Below are 20,550 nucleotides of genomic sequence, written 5' to 3'. Positions count from 1 at the left end.
GCGCTTGCATCGCGCGGCCCGCGCTTGGCCGTTAAGCATGGGCGTGGAACTTCAGGCGCATGCCTGCCGCGACGACTGCTTGCGTATTGCTCGGGAAGTTATTGAACCTCAGGTAGTCGGCGTCGAACGCATTGAGCGAGCCACCCCGGGCGGTCTGCGTGGGCTCGGCAACCATCGTGCGCGTGAACACGAGACCCACCTTTGCCGGCCCGATCGTATAGCTGCCGCCCGCGCCGGACGTCGTTCGTGCTTCGGTCAATCGACGATCTTCTTCGTAACCACGAGTGCGATCACGAGGAATACCACGCACAGCACCACAAAGATAAAGAACAGGATCTTCGCAATCGCGGCCGCGCCGGCCGCAATACCCGTGAAGCCAAACAGGGCCGCGATCACGGCGATCACGGCAAAGAACAGGGCCATTTTTAGCATGATCGGTTTCCTCCTCGCGTGAAGGCGCCGCCACATGGGCCGCGCTGCTTGATGGACTGACAGCGCACCTGCTCAGCAATCGATGTGCCCAGCACCGGGGCGCGCAGCCAGGCGCCTAACCGGGCGGGAATGAAAAACGGCCCGGCGTGCGGGGGCACACGCCGGGCCAAAACGGCGCTGTACAGGGGAGCACGGCGCCGTCGAGGTCGAAAAACGAACTTAACGTTCGCGGGACTGCAGGTGCGTTGCGCTTACAGGTAGGAGGTTCCGTCAATATAGGCCTTGCGCCAGCGAACGATCTTCACGCTCTCGAACAGCCCGACATGCGCGAACGGATCCTGCGCGATGAAGCGCTCGGCTTCCTCGCGCGTTTCGAGATCGACGATATAGATGCCGCCGCCTGCGCTGCTCCCGTCGTCGTTGAGCTTCGCGCCGCAGGCCAGCAACAGCGCCTTGTTTTGCGCGAGAAACGCCAGATGTGAATCGCGCTCGCGTGCGCGCACTTCGGCGTGGCCGGGCTTGTCGAACGTTTCGATGAGAAAAGGCATGGCGCGTTCCTCTTAATTGGGCACGATGGCCGACGGATGCTGGGCGAGCGGCGTCACGCTGATCTTCAGGAACGGGAAGAGCGGCAGCGCGGTCAGCAGCGTATGGAGTTCGTCGTTCGATTCGACATCGAACACGCTGTAATTCGCATATTCGCCGGCCACGCGCCACAGGTGGCGCCATTTGCCTTCTCGTTGCAGCTTCTGCGAAAACGCTTTTTCCTCGGCCTTCAGGGCGTCGGCGAAGGCGGCGTCGGTGCCGTGCGGAATCTGCACCTGCATGTGCACAAGAAACAGCATGAATAGTCTCCGGTGAGGATGGGGTTCAGAAAGGGGCGCCTATAAGGGAGAGCCAATCAGCCCCAGGCGAGAATCGCAACCGAATACACGATGCCGATCCAGAACATCATGATGACCGTGTAGCCCATGATGTCCTTGAGCTTGAGCTTCGAAAGCGCAAGCGCGGGCAAGATCCAGAACGGCTGCACGAGGTCGTTCCATGCGTTGCCGAGCATCACGGCCGTCGAGGTATGGCCCACGGAGGCGCCGATGGTCTTCGCCGCTTCGATCATGAACGGTCCCTGGATGACCCAGTGGCCGCCGCCCGAAGGCGCGAAGAAGTTGATCACGAACGAACTGATCAAGCCCCAGAACGGCAGCGTGCCCGGCGTCGCGACCTTCACGAACGCTTCGGAAAACGTATTGACCAGACCCGAAGACGCCATGATCGCCATGATGCCCGCGTAGAACGGGTACTGCAGAATGATGCCGCTGATCGTGCGAATGCCTTCGTTGAGCTTCTCCACATAGCGGATCGGCGTGCCGAGCAGCAGGATGCCGAGGAACAGAATGAAGAAGTTGATCAGGTTCAGGTCGATCGAGCCGCCCTGCACGAAGTGCAGCGCGACATAGCCCATGCCGATCAGGCCGATCACGTAGCTCAGAAGACGGCTGTTGTTCAGGCGGTTGGCGAGCGTGTTGCCTTCGTCGAGATCCACGCCGAGCGCGGCGGCCTTCTGCTGCTTTTCTTCCTGGGCGCGGTCGATTTCCTTGATCGGCTGACCCGGCTTCGGGTGCAGCCATGCGTTCAGCAGCGGCAGCGTGATGAGGGTCACGAGGCTCGTGATGAGCATGGTGGGCGAGAAAATCGTTTCGGAGAGCGGAATGACGCCCATCTGCGCCTCGAGCGGATGCCCCTTCGTGGAGATCAGCACGGGAATGCTGGCGGAAAGCCCGAGGCCGTAGAGCGTAAAGCCGCTATAGGCCGAAGCGATGATGAGCGGGTAGTGCACGCCTTTCACGCGCAGCGCGAGCTTGCGCGCGACGATCCCACCCACCACGAGGCCGAAGCCCCAGTTCAGATAGCTGCCGATGCCGCCCACCAGCGTCGCGACGATGATCGCCATGCGCGGATCGTTCACGCGCGCCACCAGGCGGTTCAGAAAGCGGTCGGTGAGCGGCGCGGTCGCGAGCACGTAGCCCATCGCGAGAATCACCGCCATTTGCGTGGTGAACGCGAGCAGCGCCCAGAAGCCCTTGCCCCAGCTCGTGGTGAGCGCCGTGACGGCTTGTCCTTGCACGATCACGGCAAGGGCCATCGTCAGCAGGGTGAGGCCGATCGCGAAGACGAACGGATCGGGCAAATACCGGCGCATCAGCTCGGTAAAGAAAGCGGTGACTTTCTGCATGGAAGTGTCTCTATCTGAAATGTAATAGTTGTCGGGTCTCTTCGGCTCTCGGCGCGTGTTCGATGCGCTTATGAGTCGTCGTGGCTTTGGGTCTTGCGATGGCGGGCGAGATGCATGAGCTGGCGGTCGCGCCAGCCCACGCGCTCGTCCCATTGATCGAGCGGCAATGCCGCGCGTCTCGCCGCCTCGACCTCGGCGACGAGTTCGGGCGTCCACGGGTCGTGCTGGCCGCGCTCGGCGCCCATGCGCGCGTACGAGGGACCCATCTTCTGCGCATGCGAGGCGATGCCGCCGCGCGTGTTCAGATCGACGGTCTCGAACGGGCCGATCACCGACCAGCGCGGGCCGAGGCCTTCACGCATCACGGTGTCGATGTCTTCCACCGACGCGACGCCGTCGCGCACGAGGCAATACGCTTCACGCAGCACGGCGCCTTGCAGGCGGTTGAAGATGAAGCCTTCCACTTCGTGCTTTACGCGCACGGGCTTCATGCCCGCTTCGGCGTAGAGCGCGATCGCGCGCGTGGTCGCCGCTTCGGACGTGAACGGTGCGGGCACGACCTCGATCACGGGTACGAGGTAGGGCGGGTTGCCGGGATGGGCGACGAGGCAGCGCGCGCGACCCGGCAGTGTAGCGTCGACGAATATCGAAGCCGCGAGAAACGACGAAGCGCTCGCGAGAATCGCTTCGGGCGGCGCGGCGCGGTCGAGCTGCGCGAAGATTTCGCGCTTTAGTTCGGCGCGCTCCGGTGCGCATTCCTGCACGAGATCGGCGTGCGCCACCGCGGCTTCGAGCGTGTCGACGATCGCGACGCGTGTGGCGATTTGCTGTGCGCTTTCGTCGAGCAGCGCGTATTGCGTAAGAGCGTCGAGGCGCAGCGCAATCTCTTCAGGCGCGGCGGCGCGGCGTGCCGCGTCGGGATCGTAGAGGCGCACGCGCCAGCCGGCCCGCGCAAAGCAGATCGCGAACGCCACGCCGATGCTGCCCGCGCCGACGATGCCGGCGCGGCGCGGTTCGCATGGTTGTGCAGGCGTTTCGAGGGCCGCCATCGTCAGACTCCCGCGACGCCAACGGTCATGCCGCCGCACACGTAGAGCACCTGGCCGGTCACGAAACCGCTGCGCGCGTCGAGCAGATACGAGGCGGCGTGCGCGACATCGTCGGGGGTACCTACACGTTTGACCGGCACAGCGTTGATGATCGCTTCGGTGCGCGGCGCGCCGGGCGGGTTGGCGCGGTCGAACAGTTCGGTGCGAATCGGGCCCGGCCCAATGGCGTTCGCGGTCACGCCGAATGCGCCGAGTTCGAGCGCCCACACGCGCGTCATGCCGATCAACGCGGCCTTGGTGGCCGAATAGGCCGTACGCAGCTCTTTACCGAGCGCGGCGCGCGACGACATGTTGACGATGCGCCCGAAGCGCGCCGCCTTCATGCCGGGCAACAGCGCCTGCATGCACTGCTGCGCGCAGCGCACGTTGAGGGCCCATGCGCGTTCGAGTTCTTCGAGCGACTGGTGCTCGGCGTCATTGGGCACGACCACGCCCACGTTGTTGATGAGGCGCGTGATCGGGCCGCCTTCCAGCGCGCGGGCGAGTGCGGCTGCCGTTGCCTCGGTGTCGGAGAGATCGGCGATGATGCCGTCGCCCACGCGGTCGATCACGACGGCTTCGTAGCCATCGGCCGCGCAGCGCGCGGCGCACGCGGCGCCGATGCCGGCGGCGCCGCCGGTAATCAGGACTCTTTCTTTAGCCATGTTTTTCGGGAATGCGGATAAAACAGAGGATAGCGAAGCAGTTCGTCAAACCGTGGCGACCGGCGTGACGGGCGAGCCCATGGCCCCAGGCAGCCGCAGCGGCGGCGCGGTGAGCATGAAGCGCGAGCGCCGGTGCTCGCGCAGCCACAGGGCGAGATCGCGCAAATACCAAAGCTCGCCCAGCGGCAGGCCGAGCTTGAAGAGACAGTGGTGATGCAGCGGCATGAGCGGGTGATCGCCCGGTGTGGCGGGCGCACGCGCGGGGTAGCGTTCGACTGCGTAGTTGTCGGCAGCGAGCGCCGCGATGCCCGAATCGGTGATCCATTGCAGCAGGCGCTCGTCGCGCCCGTCGAGTGCGCTGCAGTGGCTCGACAACACGGCTTCGTCGGGCTGGCGGTTCATTTCGAGCACCATCTCAGCAAACCCGGTGCGCAGCACGAGCATGTCGCCGCGCTCGACTTCCACGCCGTCGGCCTCGATCACGCGCATCAGGTCGTCGTAGCCCACGGTGCGAAACTCGCGGCCAAAATGCGCGGCGAAATCGATCAGCACGCCGCGCCCTTGCATGCCCTTCACGGCAAGATGCTCGATGCCGAGCACATCGGCATGGCTATGCTCTCCCCCGCACGCGTGAGGCGCGAAGTTGTCTTCCGCGCGATATTCCATCGGGCCGACCACGTCCACGTTCGCGCGAAAGCCGTTGTAGTAGACGCTTTCGGCCACGCCGTCGCCGTTGGCGTCGAAGCGTGCGCCCACGTGCGCGAGCGAATCCCACTGCGTGGAGTATTGAAGCGAGAGCAGCACCTGGTCGTCGCTCACCACGTCGGTCGCGCCCGCTTCGTTGCGTGCGAACGGGAAGTTCACGTAGGGCAGGCCGTCGCGGAAGGTAGGGCGCAGCACCGGCGGATGGCGGCGCACGTTGAGCTTGCTGTCGCCCGGAAAGTCGAGCGGCAGCGAAAGGGTGAACGTGAGGCCCGCGCGAATTTCCTGCGCGCCCTTGAGCACCTGCTCGGCGCCGATGAGATTGGGGCGCCCCAATTGATCGTCGGGACCGAAGTCGCCCCAGTTCGAGCCTTGCGGCCGGTTCTTCCAACGCATGCTTGACCCTCCACTTCAGGAATTTCGCGCTTCGCGCTTCGCGCATCGCTGCAGTCAGTGCCCGAGACGCCTCACGCGGCTAACAGCGTTGGCGGGATTTGCGCGTACACCTCGAGCAACGCCTTCACGGCGTGCTGCTCGTTCTTGAGAAGACGCGCCTTGGGCGCGCCGATGACGAGCGCAAACGCCTCGCCATGGATCAGGAAACCGCGCGCGAGGCCGGCTACGTCCTCCACGCTCTCGCCCGTCGAGCGATGCCAGCCGTCCGTCACGCCCTGCTCGACATCGCGCTCGAACGCGCCGCGCTCGATCACCGCGCCGTTGGCCGAGTGCAGCTGCGGCTCGCAACTGTCGAGCAGTTTGCGGCGCGCGGCCGGAGCGAGCGCGCCGAGCAGCGCCTTGCCCGCGGCGCTCGCAATGGTCATGAAGCCGCCCGGCTCGTCGCTGTAGCGGATCTTCTGGCGCGACTCCATCACGTCGAGATAGACCACGCGGTTGCCCGCAAGCGTGGCGAGCGCGGCGGTTTCGCCGGTTGCGTCGCGCAACGCGGAAAGCAGCGGCTGGAACATCAGCGTGAGCGGGTCCTCGCTGCAGATGTCGCGCGCCACATGCAGAAGACGCTGCGTGGGGTAGTAGCCCGCCTTCACGCCCGGCGCGTACAGATAGCCTTTGGCCACCATCGTCTGCAACAGCGCGTGGCAGCTCGACAGCGGGATCTCGGTTCGACGCGCAATCTCGCTGTAGATCATCGGCTGCCGGACTTCGGCAAAGAGGTTGATCACGTCGAAGACGCGCACTGCAGTTTTCACATCCATGAGAGCATTATCGACATACCGATAACCAGCTGACAATACGATTACGGGTAAACACCTAAATCGGCGCGTCGATCAAGTCCGCGCCCCGTTTGCATTCGAGCACTTGCCGCTTCGCGTTTTGTAACGTATCGTTTTGATACGTTACGATTCGAGCTATTAGGAGGCAACGTGCATTCACGCTTCGACCGTTTCAAGGCGACACCGCTCGCCAGCCAGCTGGAAGCCTTGATCGACGCGCCTGGGCGCTATGTGGAGTACGCAGTACTCTCACGCGTCGGCGTGGCGGCGATTGCCGCCGTGGCCGAGGAAATCGCGCAGAAGTTTCCGGAAATCGGCGAAGACACCACGGCGCGCCAATACTGCGGCGCGCTGGTTGCCGAGGTGATGCGCCGCCACGGCCACGAAGTCGCTCAGGCGCGGGGCCGCGTGAGCGGGGCGCTTTTCAGCTATGGTGCGGTGTTCAGCGCGCAGCCGGTGGTCCTGCCGTTCGAAGCGGTGATCGAAGCGCTCGCAACCATGCCGGAGCGCTTCGCGGCGCTCGTCGAGCGCGTGCCTATGGACCTATGGGCGCGCCGGCCAGGCGGCACGGGCTTCTCGTTGCTCGAGCACGCGTGCCATTTGCGCGATCTCGACGCCGTATTCGGCGAACGATTCAGTGTCGTGCGCAAGGCTCAACTGCCGGAAATCGCATCGGTGAACGGCATGGTGCTCGCGGAAGAACGCGAATACCTGAAGCAAGATCTCGTCGCCGCAATGGGTGAATTCAGCGAAGGGCGGCGCCGTCTTTGCGCCTCGCTCAAACGCCTCACGCCCGAGCAGCGCTTGCGCTGCGGGCTGCGCGACGGCGTCCGGCGCATGACGCTGGAAGAACTCGTGCGTGAACTGCTCGACCATGACCGTACTCACGGGCTGGAGCTGGAAGAGCTGGAAAGCGAGCTGCAGGAAGCGGCTTAACCCCGCGCCTTTTCAGCCTCCTGGTACAGCTCGCGCAGCGACTGCCCGAAGGTGGCGTCGACGTCGCGCAGCACGCCCGCGCGCGTGAACATCGCAACCGGCGGCAGCGTCCAGTCGAGCGTGTACGGCACGATCGCCACGCCCGCGAAGTGCACGAGTTCCTCGGCGATATCGGCGGGCACGATCGACACGGCGTTCTCGTTCGTGCTGATCATCTCGCCGATCAGCCGCGACGTGTAGCTCTCCACGATCGGCACGGGCGGCGCCACGCCCGCGTGCAGGAAGAGGTCGGAAATCTGCTCGCGGATGGGCGTGTGCGGCGCGCCCAGGATCCAGTCCAGTTCGACAAGCTTTTCCCAGTCGAGCTTGCCGCGCGCGAGCCGCGCCGCGAGCCGGCGGCTGGCGATGAGCCGCGGCTTTTGCTGATGCAGCACCTCGAAGCGCAACTGCGAGACGTCGACCGCCGAAGACGCGCGCCCGATCACGATATCGAGCGTATGGTCGCGCAGTTGCGGAAGGAGTGCGTCGCTCGTGCCTTCATGAATCGTCATGGTGACGCGTTGCGGCAGCCGCGACTGCGTGAGGCGAATGGCGGCGGCGAGCGTGCGCCCCGAGATGAACGGAATCACGCCCACGTGCACGCGCGTGGCGTGGCCGGCCACCACGGCTTCGATGTCGCGCGCGAGGTGGTCCAGGTCGTGCAGCATGGCCTGGGCACGTGCGAGCACCACATTGCCGAGCGCTGTAGGCGTCATACCGCGCGGCGTGCGGTCGAAGAGCGGCGCGCCGAACATGCTCTCCATTTCAGCCAGCGCGTTGGTGACGGCGGGCTGGCTCGTCGCCATGTGTTCCGCCACGCGCGTGAGCGAGCCGTGCTGGCGGATTTGCAGGAGCAGGACCAGATGGCGCATTTTCAGGCGCGTATTCAACCGCCTCGTCACGTCGTCAATGCTGAAAGACACGATTCCCCAGGGTATTACCAAAAAATGATGGCCCCATACTAAATCAAAATGAGCAGGTTATGAGGTCTCTCTAGAATCGCCTCATTCGAACATGACCGCCGCGCCTTCCGTGCGTGCGGCACACCATCAGAGTGAGGAACATGAACAAGACCGATCGTCAGGCCGCCCTCGAATATCACGAATTCCCCACCCCGGGCAAGATTTCGGTGACGGCCAGCAAGCCGCTCGTCACCCAGCGCGACCTCGCGCTCGCCTATACGCCGGGTGTGGCCGTGGCCTGCGAGGAGATCGTCGACAATCCGCAGAACTCGTTCCGCTACACGGCGCGCGGCAATCTGGTGGGCGTGATCACGAACGGCACGGCCGTCCTCGGCCTCGGCAACATCGGCGCGCTGGCCTCGAAGCCGGTTATGGAAGGCAAGGCGGTGCTCTTCAAGAAGTTCGCCGGCATCGACGTGTTCGACATCGAAATCACGGAGAGCGACCCGGACAAGCTCGTGGACATCATCGCGAGCCTCGAAGCCACCTTCGGCGGCATCAATCTGGAAGACATCAAGGCCCCCGACTGCTTCACGGTCGAGCGCAAGCTGCGCGAGCGCATGAAGATTCCGGTCTTCCACGACGATCAGCACGGCACCGCCATCACCGTTTCGGCGGCGTTCATGAACGGCCTGAAAGTGATCGGCAAGGACATCTCGAAGGTCAAGGTCGTGACCTCGGGCGCGGGCGCGGCGGCGCTGGCCTGTCTGGATCTCATGGTGGATCTGGGCCTGCCGCTCAAGAACATCTGGGTGACCGACATCGACGGCGTGGTCTACCAGGGCCGCACGACGCTCATGGACCCGGACAAGGAACGCTTCGCGCAGGACACCTCGGCGCGCTCGCTGTCCGACGTGATCGAAGGCGCGGACGTGTTCCTCGGCCTGTCGGCCGGCGGCGTGCTCAAGGCCGAAATGGTCAAGAAGATGGCGGACCAGCCGCTGATTCTCGCGCTTGCCAACCCCACGCCGGAAATCTTCCCCGAGGTCGCGCTCGAAGCGCGCCCGGACGCGGTGATCGCCACGGGCCGTTCGGACTTCCCGAACCAGGTCAACAACGTGCTGTGCTTCCCGTACATCTTCCGCGGCGCACTCGATGTCGGTGCAACGACCATCACGCGCAACATGGAAATCGCGGCGGTGCACGCGATCGCCAAGCTCGCGGAAGAAGAGCTGAACGATTCGGTGGCGGCCGCATACGGCGCCTATGACCTGCGCTTCGGCCCGAAGTACCTGATTCCGAAGCCGTTCGACTCGCGTCTGATCGTGCGTATTGCGCCGGCCGTTGCGAAGGCGGCGATGGAAGACGGCGTGGCCACGCGCCCGATCGACGACTTCGCCGCCTACACGAACGAGCTTCAGCAGTTCGTGTATCACTCGGGCGCGTTCATGAAGCCGATTTTCGCGACCGCGAAGCAGTTCGTGCGTGATGGCGGCAAGTCGCGCATCGTGTTCGCCGAAGGCGAGGAGGAGCGCGTGCTGCGCGCGGTGCAGGTGATCGTCGACGAGAAGCTTGCGCGTCCGATCCTGATCGGCCGTCCGGAAGTGCTGCTCGCTCGCATCGAGAAGTTCGGCCTGCGGCTGAAGCTCGGCGAAGACGTGGAAGTCACGAACCCCGAGTACGACGAGCGCTTCCACCAGTACTGGACGACCTATTGGGAACTGCGTTGCCGCGACGGCATTTCGAAGGAGATGGCGCGCGTGGAAATGCGCCGCCGCCTCACGCTGATCGGCGCGATGATGGTGCGCCTGGGCGACGCGGACGGCATGGTGTGCGGCACGGTGGGCGCGTATCACGACCACCTGCGCTTCGTCGACGAGGTGATCGGCAAGCAGCGCAACGCGAATACGTACGCGGCGATGAACATCCTGCTGCTCGACAAGCGCACGGTCGCGATCGTCGACACGCACGTGAACGACAACCCGAACGCCGAGCAGATCGCCGAATTCACGCTGGCCGCGGCACGCCAGATGGAATGGCTGAACCTGCAGCCGAAGGTAGCGCTGCTCTCGCGTTCGAACTTCGGCTCGGGCAGCTCGGCTTCGGGCACGAAGATGCGCGAAGTGCTCAAGCTGGTGACGGAAAAAAATCCCGACCTGGAAATCGACGGGGAAATGCACGGCGACTGCGCGCTGGACGAAGCCCTGCGCCTGCGCATCCTGCCGCATTCGAAGCTCAAGGGCGCGGCGAACCTGCTCGTGTGCCCGAACGTGGACTCGGGCAACATCGCCTACAACCTGCTCAAGACGGGTGCGGGCAGCAACGTGGCGGTCGGCCCGTTCCTGCTGGGCGTGAATGCGCCGGTGAACGTGCTGACGTCGAGCTCGACGGTGCGACGCATCATCAACATGGCCGCTTTGACCGTGTTGCAGGCGAACCGCGACTAAACGCAGGCACAGGACGCACACAGTGCGTCCCGATGAAAAACGCGCGATGGCTTCCAGCTGTCGCGCGTTTTTTTGCTTTGGCAGGTCAGGGCGCCGTTGCGGCGAGCTGTTCGTCGATCAGGCGGCAGGCCGCGCTGTAGCCGCCCATCAAGGCGTCGATATCGGAGTGGAAGGGCAGCCCGGCGGCGTTGTCGATTCTCAGGGGCGAGGGGACGGCGCGCTCGTCGATTGCCGCGATGCTCACCACCGCTGCATAGCGAGGCCGTTCGATTTCCAGGCGCTCGAGCGGGAGCGTGCCATTTGCTTCGACGCCAACGCGGATTGCGTAGCCGCGATATTCATAAGTGCGATTCATGACTGCATTGCCGTGCGGATTACAACCTGCAAGGGTACGGCGCGCGAGCTTAAGTCAACCTTAGGTAAGCACTGAATGAACTGGAAGAGACCTTTCTGCGCTGCGCATCAATCGAGGCAAGACGAAAGGCGCTGAAAGGCGTTGGTCGGTAAGGTGCAAAAATAATTATCGTCCGACGATAAAAGCGTAATCGCAGGCGCCTTTCCTTAAGGTTCTCATCAGCCTGGAGCAGGCACGATCCCTTCACGCTGCCCAGCTTCGCGCGTTGCCATGCGCCTGACATTCGCGAGGCGTAGGGTATAACCAGCCAGACTCGATATCGTTGTCCGCGCAACTTTCTGGAGTGCAGCCCCATGAAGCCGCCGACCGATCGCCTGCACGCCTACCTGTTCGTCGCTTCGCTTTCGGCGATCCTCATTCAGGTCGCCGTGTTCATTTCCATTCTTCTGCTGCACGTGCCGGAGCGCGCCTTCGAGTCGTCGCCGTTTCGCGTGGCCGTGGTCGCGGCCATAGGCGGCGTGCTGCTCGTCGTGCGCCGGCAGGCGCGGCGCGCCACGCGCGAGGTCGAGTCCCGCAGCCGCAGTCAGGCGAAGCTGCGTGCCACGCGCGCGGCGTGCGCCTCGAAGCGCGTGGCCCATGCGCCGCTGCGGGCGCGCCATATCCGCAACGCCATGACGGCGGCTGCGGCCCGCTCGAGCGCACGTTGAGGCGCCGGGCGCGCGAGCGTCAGCCGTCCACCGGCGGGGCGGGCATCTCCAGATTGAGCTGGTAGAACGCGGCGTCGAGCCAGCGTCCGAACTTGAATCCTGCTTCCTTGATCGTGCCCGAGTGCGTGAAGCCCAGCTTGTCGTGCAGCGCGATGCTGCCGGCATTGGTGGCGTCGATGCAGCCGACGATCACGTGAATCTGTTCCTCACGGGCGCGGCGGATCAACTCGAGCAGCAGGCGTTCGCCGAGGCCACGGCCGCGCTGGTCGCGGTGCACGTACACGCTGTGCTCGACAGTGTACTTGTTGGCGGGAAACGCGCGAAACGTGCCCCAGCTCGCGAAGCCGAGCAGCGTGCCGGCCTCGTCTACGGCGCCCACTACCGGAAAGCCGTTCGCGCGCTTGGTGCCGAACCACGTGACCATGGCCTCGGGCGGACGCGGCTTGTAGTCGTAGAGCGCGGTCGAATTGACGATCGCGTCGTTGAGGATCTCGAGAATCGCCGACGCGTGGTCCGTTTCGTTGCAATCGATGAAGCGCACGCCAGCGCTGCGTGAGTTCGAATTCATAGGGAATCCTCTTTAAATATATAGGGTGGAAGATCGAGGCGAATGACGCGGGTTCAGAGTCCGCTCGCGTCGCAAATCGCGACGACGTAGCGCGCGGCCTGCGAACCGGGATTGCTGAAGATGAGCGGCTGATCGAGCCGCATGGCGAGGCAATCGCCCGCATGAAGCGCATGGCGTTCGGTGCCCAGTTCCACGTCGATCCGTCCTTCCATCACCCAGACCTGCTGGTGGATCACAGTCTCGCGGCTGCCCGTTTCGTAGGCTACGCGCGCGCCGGCCGGGAAATCCACTTCGACCAGCTGGATCGGCGAAGGCCAGTTGGGCGGCGACACGCTCCGCCGCATATAGCCCGATTGCGGGTCGCGCCACTGTTCCTGCTGCGCACGGCGTACCAGCGGCTCGGCGGGCGTGCTCTCGCCGCTGGCGCCGAACAGGCTCGCCATCGAGACCGACAGCCCCGCCGCGAGCTTTTCGAGCACTACGGCCGTGGGGCTGGCGGCGCCGCGCTCGATCATCGAGATCATTGAACGGCTCACGCCGCTGCGCGTCGCCAGCGCGTCGAGCGTGAGGCCGCGCGTGGCGCGCAGCTCGCGCACGCAGCGGGCAATGCGCTCGTTGATGCCGGGGTCGGTCGGGGTATCCATGGGGTTCGTTTCCAAGATGATGGAGTCATTATCCAGTAAATTGGAAATTATGGTCAATAAAAAAGCGTGCGGCCCGGCATCAGGGCCACACGCTCGACGAGCGTTAAGCCTTTTCCGGCAGGAACCAGTTCATCACGAGCGCGCAAATGCCGCCCGTTGCGACGCCCGACTCCAGCACGTTCTTGAGCGCATGCGGGAGGCTGGTCAGAATCTCCGGCACCTGCGAGACGCCCAGGCCCAGTGCCAGCGACACGGCGATGATGAGCAGCGCGCGGCGGTCGAGGCGCGTGCCCGCGAGGATGTTGATGCCCGAAGCGGCCACCGCGCCGAACATCACCATGGCTGCGCCGCCCAGCACGGGTTCGGGTACGGCCTGCAGCACGCCGGCCACGGGCGGGAAGAGGCCCAGCACGACGAGCATGCCCGCGATCCAGAGGCCAACGTGGCGGCTGGCAATGCCGGTGAGCTGGATGACGCCGTTGTTCTGCGCGAACACGGAGCTGGGAAACGTGTTGAAGAAGCCCGCGAGCAGCGAGTTGAAGCCGTTCACGAGCACGCCGCCCTTGATGCGCCGCATCCACACTGGGCCTTCCACCGGCTCCTTCGACACCTTGCTGGTGGCGGTGACGTCGCCGATCGCTTCGAGCGAGGTCACGAGGTAGATGATCAGCATCGGCACGAAGAGCGACCACGAGAAGCCCAGGCCGAAATGCAGGGGGGTCGGAATCTGGAACAGCGCGGCTTCGCGCGCGCCGGTGAAGTCGAGCCGACCCATTGCGCCCGCAACGATATAGCCGATGGCGAGTGCGATGACGAGCGCCGTGCTGCGCACCCAAACGACGGGCACGCGGTTGAGCACGATGATGGTGCCGAGCACGAGGCCCGAGAGCGTGAGGTTCTGGACGCTCGCGAAGTTGCCTTTGGCGATGGCGCCATAGCCGCCGCCCATGCTGATGAGGCCGACCTTGATGAGCGTGAGGCCGATCAGCAGCACGACGATGCCGGTGACGAGCGGGGTGATGAGCCGCTTGATGAAGGGCAGGATGCGCGACACGGCCATTTCGACGAACGAGCCCGCAATGACGACGCCGAAGATGGCGGCCATCACGGTTTCGACGGGCGTGCCCTGCTTGACCATCAGGCTGCCGCCCGCGATGAGCGGTCCGACGAAGTTGAAGCTCGTGCCCTGCACGATGAGCAGGCCTGCGCCGAGCGGCCCGACGCGCTTGCATTGCAGGAACGTGGCGATGCCGGAGATCACCAGCGACATCGAGACGATCAGCGTGGTGTCGCGGCTGGAGACGCCCAGCGCCTGGCAGATCAGGAGCCCTGGCGTCACGATCGGCACGAGGATCGCGAGCAGATGCTGGAGCGCGGCCACGAAGGTGATGGTGGGCGCGGGGCGGTCGTTGGGGCCGTAGACGAGGTCGTGGGTGAGTTCGGTGTCGTTCGCTTCGCGGGCAGCGGCGGGCGAGGTCGATGGAGCGGAGTGCATCGGGCGCGGCGGGGGAATAGAGAAAGCGCAGCATTTTAACGGAAGCTTCGGGGCAACCCTGGGCGCGCCTGCTTCAGGGCGCGCCCGCGTCCCGCTACTTGCCGTTGCGCGCCCGCGCCTGCTCGGCGAGCGCCTTGTAGTCATAGGTCGGATAAAACTCCGTGTGGTAGCCGCCCCATGCGGTTTCCTCGATCGCGCGGTTCACCTCGCGCAGGCGGTCGGCGGGCACCCGCAGCGTCACGACCTGGCCGATCCCCATCATCACGTACCACGAGACCACTTCGATGCCGGGCGGCGGGAAGGCCTTGTAGAAGCCCTGTTCCGCGAGTTGCTGATTGATCTTCGGCAGCGGCTTCGACTCGTCGTGCTTCAGGAAGATCGTCAGGAGGAAGGTGCCGTCGCCGGCTGGCGTGGCGGAGGCGGCGGGCGCAGCCGGAGGCGTCGCGCCGGGGTTCGTTTGCGCGGCGGCGGGAAGCGGGTTCAGCAGCGGGGCCCACAGCGGGGCCAGCATGGCGGCCACGGCGGCGCCTGCTATCCATTTGCGTACGGCATGCATCGGCTTTCTCCTGATTCGGGTGGGCAAGCCCTTACAATAGGTCGGTCCTCACTTGCATGCCAAACGAGCCAATGACACGAGATCCTCGCCTCACCCTGAACGCGCGCCAGCAGGCAATGCTCGAATGGGTGCAACGCGACGGCTTCGTCACGGTCGACGATCTCGCCTCGCATTTCGACGTCACGCCGCAAACCATTCGCCGCGACGTGAACTGGCTCGCCGACATGAATCTGCTGCGCCGCTATCACGGCGGCGCGAGCCTGCCCACGAGTGCGGAGAACGTCTCGTACAGTGCACGGCAGCACATGTTCCACGAGGAGAAGCGCCGCATCGCGGCCCTGGCGGCCCAGCACATTCCCGATCAGGCCTCGCTCTTCATCAACCTCGGCACCACGACCGAGGAAGTCGCGCGCGCGCTCAATCATCATCAGGGACTGCGCGTCGTCACGAACAACCTCAACGTGGCGAGCGTGATGAGCGGCTACCCCGACTGCGAAGTGATGATCACGGGCGGCGTCGTGCGACCCTGGGACAAAGGCATCGTCGGCGAGCACACCATCGACTTCATCCGCCAGTTCAAGGTGGATTACGCGATCATCGGCACCTCGGCCATCGAGACCGACGGCACGCTGCGCGACTTCGACACGCGCGAAGTCCGCGTGGCGCAGGCCATCATCGAACATGCGCGCACGGTCTACCTCGTGGCCGACCATTCGAAGGTCGGCCGCCCGGCGCTCGTGCGCCAGGGGCACCTGAGCCAGATCCACGCGCTCTTCACCGACCAGCCGCTGCCCGAGGAAATGAACGAGGCGGTGCTCGCCGCGGGCACGCAGGTTCACGTCGCCGCATAAGCCGCGGGGTTTTCGTACGCGCTTTTTCCGGGCGCGTCGTCTGTGCGTCTTCTCCATTTCCGATCTGCCATCCAACGCGCTTCGCGAGCGGGCGGGGTGCTGCCCATCGGGCGCGCAAGGCCCCGTTTTCATTCGCGCCCGACGAACGTTCGATAATGTCCGATGTATGTTCGTTTACGCACTGCTTTCGGTCAAAAGCCCGAAAACCGAACCTTTACTTTTTCGTTAATGTTCGATAAATTTCGAATTCGAACATTTAGAGGTTCGTTTTTCTTTCAGGGACACAGCAGGGTGACTCAACAGAACCGGTACGATCTGCTCGTCGTGGGCGGCGGGATCAACGGCGCGGGCATCGCGCGCGACGCGGCCGGCCGCGGGTTGTCGGTGCTCCTTTGCGAGCAGGACGATCTCGCCTCGCATACCTCGTCGTGCAGCACCAAGCTGATTCACGGCGGGCTGCGCTATCTCGAGTACAGGGAATTCGGGCTCGTGCGCAAGGCGCTGCAGGAGCGCGAAACGCTGCTGCGCGCGGCGCCCCACATCATGTGGCCGCTGCGTTTCGTCATGCCGCACATGCCGAATCTGCGTCCCGCCTGGCTCATTCGCATGGGCCTCTTTCTCTACGACCATCTTGCGAAGCGCGAATTGCTGCCGGGTTCGCGCGGCATCGACATGCGCCGCCATGCGGCGGGTGAGCCGCTCATCGACTCGATCCAGCGCGGCTTCGTGTATTCGGACGGCTGGGTCGACGACGCGCGCCTCGTCGTGCTCAACGCGCTCGACGCGCAGGAGCGCGACGCGCAAATCCTCACGCGCACGAAGCTCGTATCCGCCGTGCGCACGAACGCCACGAACGGCGCGCAAAGCGAATGGCAGGCGCTCCTGCGCCGCCCGGACGGCAGCACCTTCGACGTGCGCGCCCGCGCCATCGCCAACGCGGCCGGGCCGTGGGTGGGCGAGGTGCTCCACGGTGCGCTCGGGCGCGGCGCGCAGCACAGCGTGCGGCTCGTGAAGGGCAGTCATATCGTCACGAAGCGCCTGTTCGAGCACGACCACGCGTACATCTTCCAGAACCCGGACAAGCGCATCATCTTCGCGATTCCGTACGAGCACGACTTCACGCTCATCGGCACGACCGACGTGGAGTATCACCACGACCCCGCGAAGGTCTCGATCGACGGCGACGAAACGCGCTACCTGTGCGAGTCGATCAACCGTTATTTCAAGCGCAAGATCTCGCCGGCCGACGTGCGATGGACCTACTCGGGCGTGCGTCCGCTGCTCGAGGAAGAGGGCGCGGAGAATGCGTCCGCCGTCACGCGCGACTACAAGCTCGAACTCGACGAAACCGCCGGCGCGCCGCTGCTTTCGGTGTTCGGCGGCAAGATCACGACCTTCCGCAAGCTCGCGGAAGAAGCTTCCGACATGCTGTGCCGCGTGCTCGGCCACGCCGCGCCTTCGTGGACGGCCGGCGCGCCGCTGCCCGGCGGCGATATCGCGAACGCACGTTTCGAGCCCTTTGCGCAGGACTTCGCGAGACGCCATGCGTGGCTGCCTGCACCGCTTGCGCGCCGCTACGCACGCGCATACGGCACGCGCGCCGAGCGGCTGCTCGACAACGCGCAATCGCTCGCGGGCCTCGGCTGCGAAGTCGCGCCGGGCATCTTCGAGGCCGAATTGCGCTACCTGCGCAACGCCGAATGGGCCACGCGCGCCGAAGACGTGTTGTGGCGCCGCTCGAAGCTGGGCCTGCATGTCGCGCCGGGCACGCTCAACGGCGTGGCCGCCGCAATCGATCACTGGTTTGCCGCAACAAGCGCGACGGCGACCGCGCAGCACTGAAGTTCGCCGGCATCACGCAAGGTAGGTCACGTACCCCCCACGCACTGTCCCCGCGGTGCGTCATCACAACTAGTACAGACGGAGATGAGAGACATGCAGGAACAGTACATTCTTGCGCTCGACCAGGGCACCACGAGTTCGCGCGCCATGCTTTTCGACCGCCAGGGCAACATCGTTTCGGTTGCCCAGAAAGAGTTCGAACAGATTTATCCGCAACCGGGCTGGGTCGAGCACGATCCGCAGGAAATCTGGTCGACCCAGGCTGGCGTCGCCGCCGAGGCCGTGACGCGCGCCGGCATGAACGGCACCAACATCGCCGCGATCGGCATTACGAACCAGCGCGAGACGACGATCGTCTGGGATCGGGAGACGGGCCATCCCGTCTATAACGCCATCGTTTGGCAGGACCGCCGCACGGCCGACTTCTGCGACTCGCTGAAGGCGCGCGGCCTCGAAGAGAAAGTGCGCGCGAAAACGGGTCTGCCGATCGATTCGTACTTTTCGGCAACCAAGATTCGCTGGATTCTCGACAACGTGCCCGGCGCACGCGAAAAAGCGCGTCAAGGCAAGCTCGCGTTCGGCACTGTGGACAGCTGGCTCGTGTGGAACTTCACGAAGCACGAACTGCACGTGACCGACGTGACGAATGCGTCGCGCACCATGCTCTTCAATATTCACACGCGCCAATGGGACGACGAGCTGCTCGACGCGCTCGAAATTCCGCGCAGCATGCTGCCCGAAGTCCGTTCGTCATCCGAAGTATATGGTCCGACCAAGACCACGGTGTTCGCCTCGAAGATTCCGCTGGCCGGCATCGCGGGCGACCAGCAGGCCGCGATGTTCGGCCAGATGTGCACGAGCACGGGCATGGTGAAGAACACCTACGGCACGGGCTGCTTCCTGATGATGAACACGGGCACGAAGCCCATCGAGTCGAAGAACAACCTCGTTACGACGATCGCGTGGCAGATCGGCGACGAAGTCAACTATGCGCTCGAAGGCAGCATCTTCATCGCGGGCGCGGTGGTGCAGTGGCTGCGCGACGGTATGGGCATCATCAAGAGCGCGCCGGAAATCGAAGCGCTCGCCGCAAGCGTGCCGCATACGGACGGCGTGTACCTCGTGCCGGCGTTCGCGGGCCTCGGCGCGCCGCACTGGAACGCGCACGCACGCGGCACGCTGTTCGGCGTGACGCGCGGCACGACCTCGGCGCATCTCGCGCGCGCGGCGCTCGATTCGATCGCGTACCAGTCGCTCGACGTGCTGGCGGCCATGGAAGCGGATTCGGGCATCAGCGTGGGCGAACTGCGCGTGGACGGCGGCGCGAGCGCGAACAACCTGCTCATGCAGTTCCAGGCCGATCTGCTCGGCGTGGATGCGGTGCGCCCGAAGATCACCGAAACCACGGCGCTCGGCGCGGCCTACCTTGCAGGCCTCGCAACCGGCTACTGGCAAAACGTGGGCGAACTGCAGAGCCAGTGGAAGCTCGACCGTCGTTTCTCGCCGTCGATGCAGGGCGCACAGGTGGACGCCTGTCGCGCAGGCTGGCAGCGTGCGGTGCGCGCGGCCAAGGCCTGGGCGGACGACTCGCACTGAGCCGCGAGTCAGCTTTACAACATACAAGCATAACTAATTAACATAACCCGCAGCGGGATCGCATGCGCTTCGTGCGCATGCACCGCGCGGGCAGAGAGAGACTACGACAATCATGTCACCCTATATTGCGGAATTCATCGGCACGGCCATTCTCGTGCTGCTCGGTAACGGCGCCGTTGCAAACGTGCTGCTGGCAAAAACGAAGGGCAAGGGCGCCGACCTCATCGTCATTGTGATGGGCTGGGCCATGGCCGTGTTCGTGGCGGTCTACGTGACTGCCTCCTTCAGCGGCGCGCACCTCAACCCGATCGTCACGATCAGCCTGGCGCTCGCGGGCAAGTTCGCGTGGTCGAAGGTCGGCGGTTATATCGCGGCGCAGATGCTCGGCGGCATGGCGGGCGCGCTGCTCGTATGGCTTGCCTATCGACAGCACTTCGCGAACGAAGCCGATCCGGATATCAAGCTCGCGGTGTTCTGCACGGCGCCCGCTATTCGCAGCAAGCGGCACAACGTGTTGACGGAAGCGATCTGCACCTTCGTGCTGATCCTCGGCGTGCTGTATCTGGCCTCGCCGCAGGTGGGTCTCGGCGCGCTCGACGCGCTGCCCGTGGGCCTGCTCGTGCTCGGCATCGGCATTTCGCTCGGCGGGCCGACCGGCTACGCGATGAGCCCGGCGCGCGATCTCTCGCCGCGCATCATGCACGCGCTGCTGCCGATCCCGGGCAAGCGCGACAGCGACTGGCGCTATGCGTGGATTCCGGTGTTCGGGCCGCTTGCCGGCGGTGCCGCGGCGGCCGGTCTCTATCACTACCTGCACGCGATGCACTGACCATGCTGTGACTCATGCCGCGCCTGCGAGCCAGGCGCGTTGCAGTGCACAAAGCCCGCGTACGCCACGGCGTTCGCGGGCTTCTGTTTTTCTGCGTACCCACGACACATAACGCGACAAGGGGCGCGATCCGCTTTCGCTATCGCCTCATGCGGCTTTCGGATTGTTCGGCTATCGCGGCACCCCTATATTGGCTGTCAACGATCCATTCCAATATCAGGAGACGCCGCATGAAGCTGGTCCGCTGGGGCAGTAAGGGGGCTGAAAAGCCGGGTGTGATCGATAACGAGGGGCGCGTGCGCGATCTCTCCGGCATCACGCCGGACGTCGCCGGTAACGGCCTCGGCGCGGCCGCGCTGCGCCAGCTCGCCGGACACGATCTCGCCGCCTTGCCGCTCGTTCCCGCCGACACCCGCCTGGGTCCGTGCGTGGGC

Annotated in this window: 22 protein-coding genes and 1 pseudogene; 8 read left to right on the top strand and 15 right to left on the bottom strand. The window is 64.9% G+C overall.

All coding sequences use genetic code 11. The features are described 5' to 3' along the window. Window positions 1-31: 31 nt before the first annotated feature. The 9 genes from AB4Y43_RS25840 to AB4Y43_RS25800 all read right to left on the bottom strand — a co-directional run bounded on the left by AB4Y43_RS25840 (window position 32) and on the right by AB4Y43_RS25800 (window position 6,331). A complete protein-coding gene (locus tag AB4Y43_RS25840) occupies window positions 32-259 on the bottom strand; it encodes a hypothetical protein (protein ID WP_368729077.1) in 228 nt (75 codons plus the stop codon). Then, window positions 256-432, bottom strand: a complete 177-nt coding sequence (locus AB4Y43_RS25835; protein WP_028203043.1) for a DUF1328 family protein — start codon at window positions 430-432, stop codon at window positions 256-258. The genes AB4Y43_RS25840 and AB4Y43_RS25835 overlap by 4 nt, the downstream gene beginning before the upstream one ends. Before the next feature lie 251 nt (window positions 433-683). Then, a complete protein-coding gene (locus tag AB4Y43_RS25830) occupies window positions 684-980 on the bottom strand; it encodes a YciI family protein (protein ID WP_368616339.1) in 297 nt (98 codons plus the stop codon). A gap of 12 nt (window positions 981-992) precedes the next feature. Then, window positions 993-1,277: a muconolactone Delta-isomerase gene (gene catC / locus AB4Y43_RS25825; protein ID WP_069266126.1), complete on the bottom strand. Its 285-nt coding sequence runs from the start codon at window positions 1,275-1,277 to the stop codon at window positions 993-995. 56 nt (window positions 1,278-1,333) lie between these two features. Further along, window positions 1,334-2,665, bottom strand: coding sequence for a TIGR00366 family protein (locus AB4Y43_RS25820; protein ID WP_342947103.1), 1,332 nt, complete (start codon window positions 2,663-2,665; stop codon window positions 1,334-1,336). A 68-nt stretch (window positions 2,666-2,733) separates the two neighbouring features. After that, entirely contained in the window at window positions 2,734-3,714 is a 981-nt protein-coding gene (locus AB4Y43_RS25815) for a 3-hydroxyacyl-CoA dehydrogenase (protein ID WP_368616337.1), read from the bottom strand. A 2-nt stretch (window positions 3,715-3,716) separates the two neighbouring features. Continuing rightward, entirely contained in the window at window positions 3,717-4,418 is a 702-nt protein-coding gene (locus AB4Y43_RS25810; protein WP_069266123.1) for an SDR family oxidoreductase, read from the bottom strand. 45 nt (window positions 4,419-4,463) lie between these two features. Then, the gene (locus tag AB4Y43_RS25805) at window positions 4,464-5,516 is read right to left on the bottom strand and encodes a cyclase family protein (protein ID WP_368616336.1); all 1,053 of its coding nucleotides are present in this window, start codon (window positions 5,514-5,516) and stop codon (window positions 4,464-4,466) included. 71 nt (window positions 5,517-5,587) lie between these two features. After that, window positions 5,588-6,331, bottom strand: coding sequence for an IclR family transcriptional regulator (locus AB4Y43_RS25800; protein ID WP_368616335.1), 744 nt, complete (start codon window positions 6,329-6,331; stop codon window positions 5,588-5,590). Between the two features lie 168 nt (window positions 6,332-6,499). Here AB4Y43_RS25800 and AB4Y43_RS25795 point away from each other — a divergent pair, with 168 nt between their 5' ends. After that, window positions 6,500-7,285: a DinB family protein gene (locus AB4Y43_RS25795; protein WP_368729076.1), complete on the top strand. Its 786-nt coding sequence runs from the start codon at window positions 6,500-6,502 to the stop codon at window positions 7,283-7,285. Here AB4Y43_RS25795 and AB4Y43_RS25790 read toward each other — a convergent pair. Continuing rightward, window positions 7,282-8,247, bottom strand: coding sequence for a LysR family transcriptional regulator (locus tag AB4Y43_RS25790; RefSeq protein WP_069266119.1), 966 nt, complete (start codon window positions 8,245-8,247; stop codon window positions 7,282-7,284). The genes AB4Y43_RS25795 and AB4Y43_RS25790 overlap by 4 nt on opposite strands. Window positions 8,248-8,387: 140 nt before the next feature. Here AB4Y43_RS25790 and AB4Y43_RS25785 point away from each other — a divergent pair, with 140 nt between their 5' ends. Then, on the top strand, window positions 8,388-10,673 hold the full coding sequence (locus AB4Y43_RS25785) for an NADP-dependent malic enzyme (protein ID WP_368729075.1): 2,286 nt from the start codon (window positions 8,388-8,390) through the stop codon (window positions 10,671-10,673). Window positions 10,674-10,758: 85 nt separating this feature from the next. On the opposite strand, the gene AB4Y43_RS25780 is transcribed toward AB4Y43_RS25785, so the two are convergent. After that, window positions 10,759-11,028, bottom strand: a complete 270-nt coding sequence (locus AB4Y43_RS25780; protein WP_069266117.1) for a hypothetical protein — start codon at window positions 11,026-11,028, stop codon at window positions 10,759-10,761. Between the two features lie 353 nt (window positions 11,029-11,381). Here AB4Y43_RS25780 and AB4Y43_RS25775 point away from each other — a divergent pair, with 353 nt between their 5' ends. Beyond that, window positions 11,382-11,735 (top strand): hypothetical protein, encoded by a 354-nt coding sequence (locus tag AB4Y43_RS25775; protein ID WP_368729074.1) that lies wholly within the window; start codon window positions 11,382-11,384, stop codon window positions 11,733-11,735. Between the two features lie 19 nt (window positions 11,736-11,754). On the opposite strand, the gene AB4Y43_RS25770 is transcribed toward AB4Y43_RS25775, so the two are convergent. The 4 genes from AB4Y43_RS25770 to AB4Y43_RS25755 form a co-directional block, all read right to left on the bottom strand. Next, window positions 11,755-12,303 (bottom strand): N-acetyltransferase family protein, encoded by a 549-nt coding sequence (locus tag AB4Y43_RS25770; protein WP_368729073.1) that lies wholly within the window; start codon window positions 12,301-12,303, stop codon window positions 11,755-11,757. A 53-nt stretch (window positions 12,304-12,356) separates the two neighbouring features. Further along, window positions 12,357-12,947: a helix-turn-helix domain-containing protein gene (locus AB4Y43_RS25765; protein ID WP_368729072.1), complete on the bottom strand. Its 591-nt coding sequence runs from the start codon at window positions 12,945-12,947 to the stop codon at window positions 12,357-12,359. 103 nt (window positions 12,948-13,050) lie between these two features. After that, a complete protein-coding gene (locus AB4Y43_RS25760; protein WP_368729071.1) occupies window positions 13,051-14,442 on the bottom strand; it encodes a uracil-xanthine permease family protein in 1,392 nt (463 codons plus the stop codon). Window positions 14,443-14,536: 94 nt separating this feature from the next. Continuing rightward, on the bottom strand, window positions 14,537-14,998 hold the full coding sequence (locus AB4Y43_RS25755; RefSeq protein WP_342947110.1) for a hypothetical protein: 462 nt from the start codon (window positions 14,996-14,998) through the stop codon (window positions 14,537-14,539). Between the two features lie 71 nt (window positions 14,999-15,069). On the opposite strand from AB4Y43_RS25755, the gene AB4Y43_RS25750 reads away from it, so the two are divergent. The 5 genes and pseudogenes from AB4Y43_RS25750 to AB4Y43_RS25730 all read left to right on the top strand — a co-directional run. Beyond that, window positions 15,070-15,849 carry a DeoR/GlpR family DNA-binding transcription regulator gene (locus AB4Y43_RS25750; RefSeq protein ID WP_069266111.1) on the top strand — a complete coding sequence of 260 codons (780 nt, stop codon included), beginning with the start codon at window positions 15,070-15,072 and terminating at the stop codon, window positions 15,847-15,849. Between the two features lie 291 nt (window positions 15,850-16,140). Beyond that, window positions 16,141-17,691 carry a glycerol-3-phosphate dehydrogenase gene (gene glpD, locus AB4Y43_RS25745; RefSeq protein ID WP_368729070.1) on the top strand — a complete coding sequence of 517 codons (1,551 nt, stop codon included), beginning with the start codon at window positions 16,141-16,143 and terminating at the stop codon, window positions 17,689-17,691. Window positions 17,692-17,784: 93 nt separating this feature from the next. Next, window positions 17,785-19,287, top strand: a complete 1,503-nt coding sequence (gene glpK / locus AB4Y43_RS25740; protein ID WP_368729069.1) for a glycerol kinase GlpK — start codon at window positions 17,785-17,787, stop codon at window positions 19,285-19,287. 112 nt (window positions 19,288-19,399) lie between these two features. Continuing rightward, window positions 19,400-20,116 carry an MIP/aquaporin family protein gene (locus AB4Y43_RS25735; protein WP_028203061.1) on the top strand — a complete coding sequence of 239 codons (717 nt, stop codon included), beginning with the start codon at window positions 19,400-19,402 and terminating at the stop codon, window positions 20,114-20,116. Window positions 20,117-20,346: 230 nt separating this feature from the next. Next, window positions 20,347-20,550: pseudogene (locus AB4Y43_RS25730) on the top strand (hypothetical protein); the annotation flags it as partial.

Source organism: Paraburkholderia sp. BR10872 (assembly GCF_040965835.1).
Taxonomy (GTDB): domain Bacteria; phylum Pseudomonadota; class Gammaproteobacteria; order Burkholderiales; family Burkholderiaceae; genus Paraburkholderia; species Paraburkholderia nodosa_A.
Note: the sequence above shows the minus strand (reverse complement) of the source record. Positions and strands in the feature narration are given on the sequence as shown.